This window comes from Streptomyces sp. NPDC005820 (genome assembly GCF_040630255.1).
Lineage (GTDB): Bacteria > Actinomycetota > Actinomycetes > Streptomycetales > Streptomycetaceae > Streptomyces.
On record NZ_JBEXXE010000003.1, the window covers coordinates 59,003 to 71,535 of the forward strand.

At 72.4% G+C, this 12,533-nt stretch carries 10 protein-coding genes; 7 read left to right on the forward strand and 3 right to left on the reverse strand.

Annotated elements, in window-relative coordinates; translation table 11 throughout:
• Positions 1-109 precede the first annotated feature (109 nt).
• Both fusA and ABZ464_RS04445 read right to left on the reverse strand, forming a co-directional pair.
• The gene (fusA, locus tag ABZ464_RS04440) at positions 110-2,242 is read right to left on the reverse strand and encodes an elongation factor G (protein WP_359270794.1); all 2,133 of its coding nucleotides are present in this window, start codon (positions 2,240-2,242) and stop codon (positions 110-112) included.
• 329 nt (positions 2,243-2,571) lie between these two features.
• Positions 2,572-3,273 carry a nucleotidyltransferase domain-containing protein gene (locus tag ABZ464_RS04445; protein ID WP_359270796.1) on the reverse strand — a complete coding sequence of 234 codons (702 nt, stop codon included), beginning with the start codon at positions 3,271-3,273 and terminating at the stop codon, positions 2,572-2,574.
• A gap of 414 nt (positions 3,274-3,687) precedes the next feature.
• Between ABZ464_RS04445 and ABZ464_RS04450 the strand changes: the two genes are divergently transcribed.
• From ABZ464_RS04450 to ABZ464_RS04480, 7 genes are all read left to right on the forward strand, one after another.
• Complete coding sequence (locus ABZ464_RS04450; RefSeq protein ID WP_359270798.1) at positions 3,688-4,848, forward strand: FAD-binding oxidoreductase; 1,161 nt, start codon at positions 3,688-3,690, stop codon at positions 4,846-4,848.
• Between the two features lie 31 nt (positions 4,849-4,879).
• Complete coding sequence (locus tag ABZ464_RS04455; protein ID WP_359270799.1) at positions 4,880-5,179, forward strand: (2Fe-2S)-binding protein; 300 nt, start codon at positions 4,880-4,882, stop codon at positions 5,177-5,179.
• Positions 5,172-6,581, forward strand: coding sequence for an FAD-dependent oxidoreductase (locus ABZ464_RS04460; protein WP_359270801.1), 1,410 nt, complete (start codon positions 5,172-5,174; stop codon positions 6,579-6,581). Before ABZ464_RS04455 ends, ABZ464_RS04460 begins: the two co-directional genes overlap by 8 nt.
• 238 nt (positions 6,582-6,819) lie before the next feature.
• Positions 6,820-7,725: a dihydrodipicolinate synthase family protein gene (locus ABZ464_RS04465; protein ID WP_359270803.1), complete on the forward strand. Its 906-nt coding sequence runs from the start codon at positions 6,820-6,822 to the stop codon at positions 7,723-7,725.
• Positions 7,726-7,762: 37 nt separating this feature from the next.
• Positions 7,763-8,764: a proline racemase family protein gene (locus ABZ464_RS04470; protein ID WP_359270806.1), complete on the forward strand. Its 1,002-nt coding sequence runs from the start codon at positions 7,763-7,765 to the stop codon at positions 8,762-8,764.
• 71 nt (positions 8,765-8,835) lie between these two features.
• Entirely contained in the window at positions 8,836-9,546 is a 711-nt protein-coding gene (locus ABZ464_RS04475) for a GntR family transcriptional regulator (protein ID WP_359270809.1), read from the forward strand.
• Positions 9,547-9,711: 165 nt separating this feature from the next.
• On the forward strand, positions 9,712-11,013 hold the full coding sequence (locus ABZ464_RS04480) for an NAD(P)-binding domain-containing protein (RefSeq protein WP_359271414.1): 1,302 nt from the start codon (positions 9,712-9,714) through the stop codon (positions 11,011-11,013).
• A 170-nt stretch (positions 11,014-11,183) separates the two neighbouring features.
• Here ABZ464_RS04480 and ABZ464_RS04485 read toward each other — a convergent pair whose 3' ends face one another.
• Positions 11,184-12,530, reverse strand: a complete 1,347-nt coding sequence (locus ABZ464_RS04485) for a cytochrome P450 (protein ID WP_359270812.1) — start codon at positions 12,528-12,530, stop codon at positions 11,184-11,186.
• Positions 12,531-12,533 lie beyond the last annotated feature (3 nt).

Below are 12,533 nucleotides of genomic sequence, written 5' to 3' on the forward strand. Positions count from 1 at the left end.
CCTGCATCCCGGATATCGCCCGCCGGATGTCCCATACGGCAGACAGCCGACCCCGGTGAACCCCCCGGGGACTCCGTGTACAGGAGCCCCCGAGGGCGGCGGCGGAAACCTACGACGTCATCGCCGCCGCAGGCGCCGGGGCGTACCCCGTCGGCCGGGCCGTGAAGGTGCCGCGGCCCTGGGTGCGGCTGCGCAGCCGGGTCGCGTAGCCGAACAGCTCCGCCAGCGGGACGGTGGCGGTGACCACCGCCGACCCGCCGCGCACCAGCGAGTCGGTGACCCGGCCGCGCCGGGCGGCGAGGTCGCCGAGGACCCCGCCGACACCGTCCTCGGGCACGGTGACCGTGACCTCGACGACCGGTTCCAGCAGGACCATCGCGCAGGCGCGCAGGGCCTCCCGGAGCGCGAAGCGCCCAGCCGTGCGGAAGGCCGTGTCGGAGGAGTCCTTCACATGGGTCGCCCCGTCGGTCAGGGTGACCCGCAGCCCGGTCACCGGGTGACCGCCGAGGGGGCCCTCGGCGAGGGCGTCCCGGCAGCCGGCCTCGACGGCCCGCACGTACTCCTGCGGAACCCGTCCGCCGACGACCGCCGACCGGAACTCGAACCCCTCCTCCAGCGCCTCCACGTCGAGCACCACGTGCGCGAACTGCCCGGCCCCGCCGTCCTGTTTGACATGCCGGTACACCACACCGGACACGCCCCGGCCCACCGTCTCCCGGTACGTCACCCTGGGACGGCCGACGTTGACGTCCAGCCCGAGGGCGCGGCGGATCTTCTCCACCGCCACCTCAAGGTGCAGTTCACCCATGCCCGACAGCACGGTCTGCCCGGTCTCGGAATCGGTCCGCACGACGAGCGACGGATCCTCCTCGGCCAGCCGGGCGAGCGCCGAGGCCAGCCGGTCGGTGTCGGTGCTCCGGCACGCCTCGACCGCCACCGACACCACCGGGTCGGCGACACCGGGCGGCTCCAGGACCAGCGGGGCCCCGGGCGCGCAGAGGGTCGAGCCGGGCCGGGCCGACTTCAGCCCGACCACGGCCACGATGTCCCCCGCGACCGCGCGGTCCACCTGGGCGTGGCGGTCGGCCTGCACCCGCAGGATCCGGCCGATCCGCTCGACACGCCCCGTGCCGGACTCCCACACCGGGTCTCCCTTCTCGATCGTTCCGGAGTACACCCGCAGGTAGGTGAGCCTGCCGGTGGGTGTGGCGCCGACCTTGAAGGCGAGGGCGGCGAACGGGGCGGCCGGGTCGGCGGGCCGTCGCTCGTCGGCGGCATGCCGCATACGGTCGGCAGCACTTTGCATATCGCCGACCGTCGCCTCGCTCCGGTCTCCGCCTCGCCGCATACGGTCGACGCCATCCCGGACTCCGCATACAGCCGGCACGTCCAACGGCGACGGCAGATAGTCGACGACGGCGTCCAGCAGCGGTTCGATCCCCCGGTTGCGGTACGCCGACCCGCACAGGACGACCAGTCCGTCCCCCGTGCGGGTCAGTTCCCGCAGAGCGGCGGTGAGGGTCTCGGCCGAGAGCGTCTCCCGGTCGCAGAACTCCTCCAGCGCGGCCGGATGCCGTTCCGCCACCGTCTCCTCCAGGAGTCGGCGCCGACGCAGCGCCTCCTCCCGCAGCGTCTCCGGTACGTCACCTTCGACGGCGGTGTCGTTGCCGTCGCCCCAGGTCAGTGACCGCAGGCGGAGCAGGTCCACGACTCCGGTGAAGGTGTCCTCGGAGCCGATGGGGAGATGGACGACGAGCGGGACGGGGTGCAGGCGGGCGCGGAGGGAGGCGACGGCGGTGTCGAGGTCGGCGCCCGCGCGGTCCATCTTGTTGACGAACGCGATCCTCGGTACGCCGTGCCGGTCGGCCTGGCGCCACACCGACTCGCTCTGCGGTTCCACGCCGGCGACGGCGTCGAACACGGCCACCGCCCCGTCGAGGACCCGCAGGGCACGCTCCACCTCGTCGGCGAAGTCGACGTGTCCGGGGGTGTCGATCAGGTTGACGCGGTGGCCGTTCCAGTCGCAGCTGACGGCGGCGGCGAAGATGGTGATCCCACGGTCGCGCTCCTGGGGGTCGAAGTCGGTGACGGTCGTGCCGTCGTGGACCTCGCCGCGCTTGTGCGTGGTCCCGGTTGCATACAGGATCCGCTCGGTGACGGTGGTCTTGCCGGCGTCGACGTGGGCGAGGATGCCCAGGTTGCGCACGGTGGACAGGTGACGACGGTCGAGGTTGTTGCGCACGGCCCTTGGCCTTTCGGGTGTTCTCGGGGAACGGGCGGCGCGATGGGCTGATGGCACGTGAGGGACGCGCCGTCGGCTCGGTGGAGCGGACGGCGCGTTCGCGTACTCGGACGGGCGTCAGCGCATCCGATGTCCGGCGCGCAGCGGACACCGGACGGACGAGGACACGAGGATCACCTCGTAGCGTGCGCGGGGAGCGACGGCGGCGGTGCGGTCTCGCATGGCCGGGCTCCCTTCGTTCGTCATGGCGCGCCGCGGCCCGGTCGTGGGCGGCGCTCGACCTGCGGTGAGTGTAGGTGCGGGGCGGTGCGCCCCGCACCGCATTTACCTCACGCCGGGGTGGTCGGCTCGGTGTAGAAGTGCCGCCGGACCCGGCGCAGCCAGGCTTCCGCCGCTCTCTCGTCGGGCTGTTCGGGCAGCACGCTGTGGGTATCGGCGAACTTCTCCTCGAAGCCGCGCAGCAGCGGCAGGGCGGCCTCGGGGTCGGCGGCGACCTGTTCTCCGAAGCGGCGGTAGCTCTCCGGGTCGTCGACGCGGATCGTCAACCGGCCCTCGGCGTACAGCTCGTAGCCCTGGGTGCACAGCCGCTTGAGGTGCCGGGCGTGCTTGGCGATCCGCTTGGCGGTCTGCTCGGTGGGCGTGCCGTCGCCGCGGTTCTGCAGCTTGCGGAACTGCTGGGTGGCGTAGCCGAGGTAGGCGTCGCGGACCCGGCTGGAGCCGAGCAACGTCGTGCGGATGTCGCGGAGTTCGTCGCCGAGGGGGGTGCGGACCTCGTACAACTCGTCGGGGAGCCAGACGAGTTCCATGACGGTCGGGTTGCCGCCGAGGGCGAGCCGGCACCACTTGGCGGCCTCGTGCAGGGTGCGGTCGGGCGCGGTGGAGACGTGGGACTCCTTCGGCGTGTGCAGGCCGTGCAGGTCCTCTGTGGGGGCGGCGAACATGCCGAGGCGGTCCACGTCGGATCCCGCGTGCGCGAGTCCGTAGGCGGTCGAGCCGACGACGCCGGACAGAAGGATGTTGCTGACGGTCACTGGTGCCCCCGTGGGTGTGCGCCCGGCGGTGTGCCCGGGCGACGGACCGCCATGATGCCCCGGCGCGCCCCGCCGCCACCTCGCCTTTTCGGCATCCGGCCACCGTCGCGCCGTTCACCCGGACGGATCAGTGCGCTGGTCGCGGGGCCGGCCCGGTGGTGCCGTAAAGGGGCGGCCGCTGCCGCGATCCGACCTCAGGAGGTATCCGTGACCACCCCCAGCCCGTCCCGGCCGTCCGGCCCGACCCGTCCCGCCGGTCCGGGGCGCCCGGGTCGTCCCGGCCGTCCGGGACGACCGGTCCACGCGCAGGCCGCCCCTCCGCGGCGCCGCGTAGCGGACCGCGGCCCGTCGGCGGCCGTCGCCACCCGTTGCGGCCTTCTTCCTCACTCCAGAACCATGTGACATATTACTGCGGTGACCAAGCGGCCGAGCGGTGACGTGGTGGTCGTCGGCGCCGGCATGGTGGGCGCCGCCTGTGCGCTCTACGCGGCCCGTGCCGGGCTCGATGTCGTCCTGGTGGACCGCGGTCCGGTGGCGGGCGGCACCACCGGCGCGGGCGAGGGCAACCTCCTCGTCTCCGACAAGGAGCCCGGTCCCGAACTCCAACTGGCCCTGCTGTCACTGCGTTTGTGGGCGGAGCTCGCCGAACCCCTGGGCGCGGCGGTGGAGTACGAGCCGAAGGGCGGGCTGGTCGTCGCGTCCACGTCCGAGGCCCTCGCCGCCCTCACGGACCTGGCCGCCGGTCAGCGCGCCGCCGGGGTGACGACGGTCGCCGTGGGGCCCGGTCAACTTCATGACCACGAACCGTACTTGGCGCCGGGCTTGGCGGGAGGTGTGCTGTATCCGCAGGACGCCCAGGTGATGCCCACCCTCGCCGCCGCCCATCTGGTACGTGTCTCCGGCGCGCGTCTGGAGACGGGCCGGACCGTGACGGGAGTGCTGCGCGGCGCCGACGGTGCCGTGCGCGGGGTACGGACCGACCGGGGCGACCTCCTCGCGCCGGCCGTGGTGAACGCGGCCGGCACCTGGGGCGGTGAGATCGCGGCGATGGCAGGGGCGGCCCTGCCCGTACTCCCCCGCCGCGGGTTCGTACTGGTCACCGAGCCGCTGCCGCCGCGGGTACGGCACAAGGTGTACGCCGCCGACTACGTGGCCGACGTGGCCAGCGACTCCGCCGCCCTGCAGACCTCGCCGGTCGTCGAGGGCACCGCCGCCGGGCCCGTGCTGATCGGCGCCAGCCGTGAACGGGTGGGCTTCGACCGGTCGTTCTCCCTGCCGGTGGTACGGGCGCTCGCCGCCGGGGCGACCCGGCTGTTCCCCTTCCTGGCGGAGGTACGGGCGATGCGCACGTATCTCGGTTTCCGCCCCTACATGCCCGATCATCTGCCCGCGATCGGCCCCGATCCGCGCGTGCCGGGCCTGTTCCACGCCTGTGGGCACGAGGGCGCGGGCATCGGGCTCGCCACCGGCACCGGCCATCTGCTCGCACAGGCGCTGACCGGCAGGAGCCCTGAGCTGGATCTGACGCCGTTCCGTCCCGACCGCTTCGCCGACACCGAGGAGGCCGCACGGTGAACACCCACAAGTCCCTGCGTGGAGGCCCCTCTTGAACCCGCTGCGACTGGTGCGGGCCCTACCCGGCGCGCCGTTCACCGTCACCTTCGACGGCCGCGAGATCGAGGCGCTGCCGGGACAGACCCTCGCAGCCGTGCTGTGGTCCGCGGGAGTCGCCGCCTGGCGCGGCACGCGGGGCGGGGGCCGGCCGCGCGGGGTGTTCTGCGGGATCGGCGTGTGCTTCGACTGCCTGGTCACGGTCGACGGCCGGCCCAACCAGCGGGCCTGTCTGGTTCCCGCCGTGCCGGGCGCGGACATCCGTACGCAGGAGGGGACGGGACACGATGACTGAACGCCGCCCGGTGCTCGCGGTGATCGGGGCGGGACCGGCCGGTCTCGCCGCCACTCTGGCGGCGGCCGCGCGGGGTGTCCGGGTGACGCTGGTCGACTCGGCTGCGGAACCGGGCGGTCAGTTCTACCGGCAGCCCGCGCGCGGCCTCGGCGCCCGCCGCCCCGAGGCGCTCCACCACCAGTGGCGCACCTGGCGGCGCCTGCGCACCGGACTCGACGCGCTGCTCGCCGCCGGACGGGTCACACATCTGAGTGACCGTCATGTGTGGTGTGTGGAAAGGGAGTCGGAGCCGACCGGCTTCACCGTGCACGCGCTGCTCGGTCCGGAGCAGCGGGAGTCCGTCGCGGTGCGCGCCGACGGGGTGCTGCTGGCGACCGGCGGCTACGAGAAGGTCCTGCCGTTCCCGGGCTGGACGCTGCCCGGAGTGGTCACCGCCGGGGGCGCGCAGGCGCTGCTGAAGGGCGGACTCGTGCTGCCGGGCCGTACCGTGGTCGTGGCCGGGACGGGTCCGCTGCTGCTGCCCGTCGCGACGGGTCTCGCCGCTGCGGGCGCGAACGTGGCCGCCCTGGTCGAGTCGGCCGACCCGAGGGCCTTCGTCCGCCGGTCCCGGTCACTCGTCGGCGCCCCCGCCAAGCTCGTCGAGGGCGCCGGATACGCGGCCCAACTCCTGTGGCACGACATCTCCGTGAAGGTCCGTCATACGCTGCTGGAGGCGCACGGCGGCGAGCGGCTGGAGTCCGTGACCGTCGCCGCGCTCGACTCCGGGGGCCGCCCGTCGCCGGGCAGCGAGCGCCGGATCGCCTGCGACACCCTGGCCGTGAGCCACGGGCTGCTGCCGCACACCGATCTCGCGGACGGGCTCGGCTGCGGTCTCGACGGGACGACCGTGCGCGTGGACGACGAACAGCGCACCGACGTCCCCGGCGTCTGGGCGGCCGGCGAGGCCACGGGCATCGGCGGCGCGGCCCTGTCGCTGGCCGAGGGCCACATCGCGGGACGCTCGGCGGCGGCCCGGCTGCGGGGCACCGCCCTCGACCGGGACGGATGGGCGTCGGCGGCCCGGACCCGTACCCGGCTGCGCGCCTTCTCCACCGGGCTCGACGACGCCTACGCCCCCGCGGCCCACTGGGCTGAGCAGGTGACCGACGCGACGGTCGTGTGCCGGTGCGAGGAGGTCACGGCCGGGGCCGTCCGTGCCGCGGTGGGTTCGCTGGGCGCCGGCGATCTGCGCACCGTGAAGCTGCAGACGCGGGCCGGGATGGGCTGGTGCCAGGGGCGGATGTGCGAACCCGGCGTGGCGGGCGTGGCGGGCTGCGCACCGGCCCCGGCCAGAAGACTGCTCGCCCGCCCGATCCCCCTCGGCGTCCTGGCCGCACCCGCCGAACCTCCGCCCCCACCATGAGCCGCTCACACCGATCGCCGCCCCCACCGTGACCCGCTCACACCGATCGCCGCCCCCACCGTGACCCGCTCACACCGATCGCCGCCCCCACCATGAGCCGCACACACCGATCGCCGCCCCTACCGTGAGCCACCCCACCGCGACCAGCCCGCACCGTAAGCCCGCACCCACCGAACCCCCGCCGCCCAGTGATATGTCACATGCCGCCGACGGAACACCGGAAGAGAGGCCCGCTGCCATGACCCCCTCCGAGCACTCCGACCACCGCCCCTGGCGAGGCGTCCTCGTCGCCACCGCTCTCCCCCTGCGCGACGACCTCTCCGTCGACCACGACCGCTATGCCGAGCACTGCGCCTGGCTGGTGGCGAACGGCTGCGACGGTGTCGTACCGAACGGCTCGCTCGGCGAGTACCAGGTCCTCACGCCCGAGGAACGCGCCCGGGTGGTGGAGACCGCGGTGGCCGCGATCGGCGGGGACCGGGTGATGCCGGGCGTGGCGGCGTACGGCTCGGCGGAGGCGCGGCGCTGGGCGGAGCAGGCGCGCGAGGCGGGCTGCGGGGCGGTGATGCTGCTGCCGCCGAACGCCTACCGCGCCGACGAGCGGGCGGTGACGGCCCACTACGCGGAGGTCGCCGAGGCGGGGCTGCCGGTCGTGGCGTACAACAACCCGATCGACACCAAGGTCGACCTGGTGCCGGAACTCCTGGCCCGGCTGCACGCGGAGGGCCTCATCCAAGGGGTGAAGGAGTTCTCGGGCGATGTGCGACGCGCCTACCGGATCGCCGAACTCGCCCCGGAACTCGACCTGTTGATCGGCGCGGACGATGTGCTGCTGGAGTTGGCGGTGGCCGGGGCCAAGGGATGGGTGGCCGGATACCCCAACGCGCTGCCGAGGGCCTCGGTGGAGCTGTACCGGGCGGCGGTCGCCGGGGACCTCACCACCGCCGTGCCCCTGTACCGGCAGTTGCATCCGCTGCTGCGCTGGGACTCGCGGGTCGAGTTCGTACAGGCGATCAAACTGTCGATGGACGTGGTGGGCCGGCACGGCGGCCGGTGCCGGCCGCCGCGGGTCCCGCTGCTGCCGGAGCAGGGGGCGGCGGTCCGCGCGGCCACCGAGAAGGCCGTCGCCGCCGGCCTCGCCTAACCGGGCGCCACAACATCACGGCACAGAAAGGGACTTCATGCGCAGCAAACTCGTCCTGCACGCCGTCGACTCGCACACCGAGGGCATGCCCACTCGGGTGATCACCGGCGGGATCGGTACCGTCCCGGGCGCGACCATGAACGAGCGACGGCTGTACTTCCGTGAACACCGCGACGACATCAAGCAGTTGCTGATGAACGAGCCGCGCGGCCACTCCGCCATGAGCGGTGCGATCCTTCAGCCGCCCAGCCGGCCCGACTGCGACTGGGGCGTCGTCTACATCGAGGTCTCCGGCTATCTGCCGATGTGCGGGCACGGCACGATCGGGGTGGCGACCGTGCTGGTGGAGACCGGCATGGTCGAGGTCGTCGAACCGGTGACCACCATCCGCCTGGACACTCCGGCCGGGCCGGTAGTCGCCGAGGTGGCGGTCGAGGACGGCTCGGCCACGGCGGTCACGCTGCGCAACGTGCCGTCGTTCTCCGTCGGCCTGGACCGCAAGGCGACCCTGGCCGACGGGCGTACGGTGACGTACGACCTGGCGTACGGCGGGAACTTCTACGCCATCCTGCCGCTGGAGGAGTTCGGGCTCCCCTTCGACCGGGCGCGCAAGGACGACATCCTCCGGGCCGGGCTGTCGCTGATGGAGGCGATCAACTCCGAGGGGGAGCCGGTCCATCCGGAGGATCCGTCGATCCGCGGCTGCCACCATGTCCACCTGTACGCGCCCGGCGCAACCGCCCGCCACTCGCGGCACGCGATGGCCATCCATCCGGGCTGGTTCGACCGCTCCCCGTGCGGTACGGGGACGAGTGCGCGGATGGCGCAGCTGCACGCGCGGGGTGAACTCCCCCTGCACACCGAGTTCGTGAACGAGTCGTTCATCGGCACCCGGTTCACGGGGCGGCTGCTCGGTACGACGGAGGTGGCCGGCCGTCCCGCGGTCCTTCCCAGTTTCACCGGGCGGGCCTGGATCACCGGAACGGCACAGTACCTGCTGGACCCGACGGACCCGTTTCCGGCGGGGTTCGTGCTGTGACGCCGGGGACTTCACCACCGTAGATACTGGTGCTACGTGATATGGCACAGCCCGTACCGAGGAGACCCGCCATGGCCGCCCCGCCCCCGAGCAGCAGCCCGACACCCGCAGTGCCGTCTCCGCTCTCGCTCCCTGTGCTCGGCGGCCGACGCAGCAGCTACCGTGAGCGGGTCGCCGACGCCCTGCGGGCGGCGCTGATCGCGGGTGAACTGCTGCCCGGCGAGGTGTACTCGGCGCCGGCCCTGGCCGCGCGCTTCGGTGTGTCGGCGACCCCGGTGCGCGAGGCGATGCTCGACCTGGCCAAGGAGGGCCTGGTGGACGCGGTGCCCAACAAGGGGTTCCGGGTCACGGACGTCTCCGACCGGCAGCTCGACGAGTACACGCACGTCCGTGCGCTCATCGAGATCCCCACGGTGGCGGCGCTGGCGAGGACCGCCGACCCGGTGTCGCTGGAGGCGCTGCGGCCGGCCGCCCGGGAGATCGTGGCCGCCGCGGTGGCGGGAGACCTCATCGCCTATGTCGAGGCCGACACCCGTTTCCACCTGGGCCTGCTCGCGCTGGCCGGGAACGCCCATCTCGTGGAGGTGGTACGGGACCTGCGCGGCCGGGCCCGGCTCTACGGTCTGACCGCGCTGTCCGCGTCGGGCCGGCTGCTGGCCTCCGCCGAGGAGCACCTGGAACTCCTGGACGCCCTCCTGGAACGCGACGAACAGGCCGTGCGCGAGGTCATGACCCGGCACCTCGGACATGTGCGGGGGCTGTGGGCGTCGGCCCGCGGATGACACCGCGACCGCCCGAGAGGTAACCGCTTCCGCCCCTGATCACACCTTCTCCCCCCGCGCCCGCCTGTGATTCTTGTCGCGGACGGGTGACGCGTGGCAAAAGCGCCGGATGGGCAGTCACTTGCCCGTGCGTGAAAGGATGGCATCTCACTTGTGGGGGAATTCGTGCGGCTGTGTGTGATTGGTGCGGGTCTGTCAGGTCTGGCGACGGCACACGCCCTCCAAACCGCCGGGGTCGACTTCGTCTGTCTGGAGCAGGCGAGCGATGTCGGGGGGCTCTGGCGTCGGCCGGAGGCCGGCGAGCGCGGTCCAGGCTATCTGTCGCTGCACCTCAACACCGCCAAGAACCTCACGGGTTACGCGGACTATCCGATGCCGGCCTCCTACCCGCTCTACCCGCGGCACGATCAGATCGCCTCGTATCTACGCGCGTTCGCCGACTGGGCCGGCATACGGGACCGCATCGAGCTGGGGACGACCGTGGAGTCCGTACGGCAGGACGCGGGCGGTGGGTGGACGGTCGTCAGCCGGGACGCCGAAGGCACGGTCTCGTCCCGCCGCTTCTCGCACGTGGTCGTCGCCTCCGGGCACAACTCGGAGCCGGTGATGCCCGCGCTGCCGAGGGGCGCGGACACGTTCACCGGAACGATTCGCCATTCCCTCGACTACCTCGACGGCCGCGAGTTCGCCGGACAGCGCGTCATCGTCGTCGGGCTCGGCAACTCGGCGGTGGACATCGCCGCGGACCTCTCCCGGCACGCCGAGCTGACGGTCCTCTCGGTGCGGCGGGGACTGCACATCATGCCCAAGCAGTTGTTCGGCATGGCCCTCGACCAGATCGCCGACGCCGCGTGGTGGGTCAGCATGTCCCTGTCCGAGCAACGCCGTTTCATCGAACAGGCCCTGCTGGTCGCCCGCGGCAAGCTGCGCGACCACGGGCTGCCCGAGCCGGACCACCCGGTCTTCTCCTCCGCCGTCACCATCTCCGACGAGATCCTCAGCCGTATCCGCCATGGCGCGGTCACACCGAAGCCGTCGATCGACGCCATCGACGGCGACAAGGTCTCGTTCACCGACGGCGCGTCCGTGCGGGCCGACGCGATCGTGTACTGCACCGGGTACCGGATGGCCTTCCCGTTCCTGCAGCCCGGCTCCTCCCCCATCGGCGAGCAGGGTTCCGTCGAGCTGTACAAGCGGGTCGTCCCCCCGGATCTGCCGGGGCTGTTCTTCGTCGGTCTGGTCCGCCCCGTCGGGTCGATCACGCGGTTGGTGGAGGCCCAGGCCCGGTGGATCACGCGGCTCGTCACGGGCGACGCGGTGCTGCCGGAAGAGGAGCTCATGCGCAAGGAGATAGCGGCCTACCTGAGCAGTGTCGCGGGTCAGTACGGGCAGCGGGAGGGGGCGTCGGTCCAGGTCAACGTGGCGCCGTATCTGCAGGAGTTGCGGGAGGAGTACGCCTCCCGGTGACCCGCCGGACGAGATGCCCGGAGCAACGTCCGGGGCGATGCCCGAAGACATGCCCGAAGACATGCCCGAAGCCGTGTCCGGGGCAAGAAGATGCCCGCCCCGGAGGGCGGGCATGGTCTTCCCGTGGGCGCGACCGGTACTTCATGGAGTCGGCCCGGCCACGGGGTGGATCACTTGGTCAGCCAGTTGAGGAACTTGCTCCACACACCGGCCTGTTCGGGCTGACGGGCCCCTGCCGTGGTCGGGCGCTGCGGTGCCTGGGCGGTGGTCTGCCGGGTCGGCCGGCTCACCGGCTTGACCGGGGTGAACCGCGTGGGCAGCGTGACGAGACCACGGCTGAACGCACCCTGACGCCATGTCAGGCTCTGCTCGGGCACGCTGATTTCGACGTCGGGCAGCCGGTTGAGGAGGTTCTCGACGGCCGAGACGACGATCTGCCGGGCGGGCTCCTTCGAGGGGCAGGCGTGCGGGCCGGCGCTCCAGGCGAGGTGCGCACGGTTGCTGCCGGCCTTGCGGGCCGCCGACAGCGTGGGGCCGGTGTTGGCCGCGGCGATGCTGACCAGCATCAGGTCACCGGCGGTGAGCTTCTGGCCGGCGAACTCCATGTCGGACACCGGGTAGTGGGCGGCGAAGTTCGTCATGGGCGGGTTCTCCCACAACGTGTCGTCCATCGCCTCCTCGATCAGTCCGCCCTCGTTGGCGTACCGGTCGTCGGTGAGCAGCCGGTGCAGGGTGTTGCCGATGAGGTTGACCAGGGGCTCGGCTCCCGCGCCCAGCAGCAGGGAGACCTGGTGCAGCATCTCCTCGTCGGACAGGCCGGTGTGATGCTTCAGCAGCCAGGAGGTGACGTCCTCACCGGGCTTGCGCCGCTTCAGGGCGATCAGCTCGCCGACGGCCTGGAACAGCACCTCGGCGGCCTGTTCGGCGTTGATTCCGTCGAACATCCCGGAGATGCCGAAGAAGACGCGGTCGCCGATGTCGGCGGTGCAGCCGAACAGCTCGTTGAACACGAACAGCGGAAGCTGCTTGGCGTAGGAGCCGACGAGGTCGGCCGAACCGCGTTCGCTGAACTGGGAGATGAGGAAGTCGGAGATCCGCTCCACGCTCTGGCTCAGTCGCATCGGGTCGATGCGCGCCATGCTGTCCGTGATCGACTGACGCAGCCTCAGATGCTCGGCGCCGTCGGAGGACATGCAGTTGGGCCGGTAGGCGAGCACGGGGAGGACGGGGCTGTCGGGGGCGATCCGGCCCTCGTTGAAGTCCCGCCAGCGACGCGCATCCTTGCGGAACGACCCGGAGTCCTGGAGGAGTTGGAGTGCGGTGGCGTATTCGGTGACGAGGGTGGCCTCGACTCCCGGGGCGATCTCCACGGGCGCGGTGGGCCCGTAGTGCCGCAGGTAGGTGTAGTAGGCCTGCGGGTCGGCCGCGTACTCCGGCCCGTACAGCGGCACTCTGCCGCCGGGCTGGTGCGCCGGGCAACCCGGAGGGGGCACGGGGGCGGTGGGTTGGGCGTCCATTTC

Bases quoted from the DNA above. Each gene is read 5' to 3' on its own strand.
- ABZ464_RS04475 (WP_359270809.1), top strand. From the start codon at position 8,836: ATGGCCGCCCCGCCCCCGAGCAGCAGCCCGACACCCGCAGTGCCGTCT.
- ABZ464_RS04485 (WP_359270812.1), bottom strand. From the start codon at position 12,530: ATGGACGCCCAACCCACCGCCCCCGTGCCCCCTCCGGGTTGCCCGGCG.
- ABZ464_RS04470 (WP_359270806.1), top strand. From the start codon at position 7,763: ATGCGCAGCAAACTCGTCCTGCACGCCGTCGACTCGCACACCGAGGGC.
- ABZ464_RS04465 (WP_359270803.1), top strand. From the start codon at position 6,820: ATGACCCCCTCCGAGCACTCCGACCACCGCCCCTGGCGAGGCGTCCTC.
- ABZ464_RS04460 (WP_359270801.1), top strand. From the start codon at position 5,172: ATGACTGAACGCCGCCCGGTGCTCGCGGTGATCGGGGCGGGACCGGCC.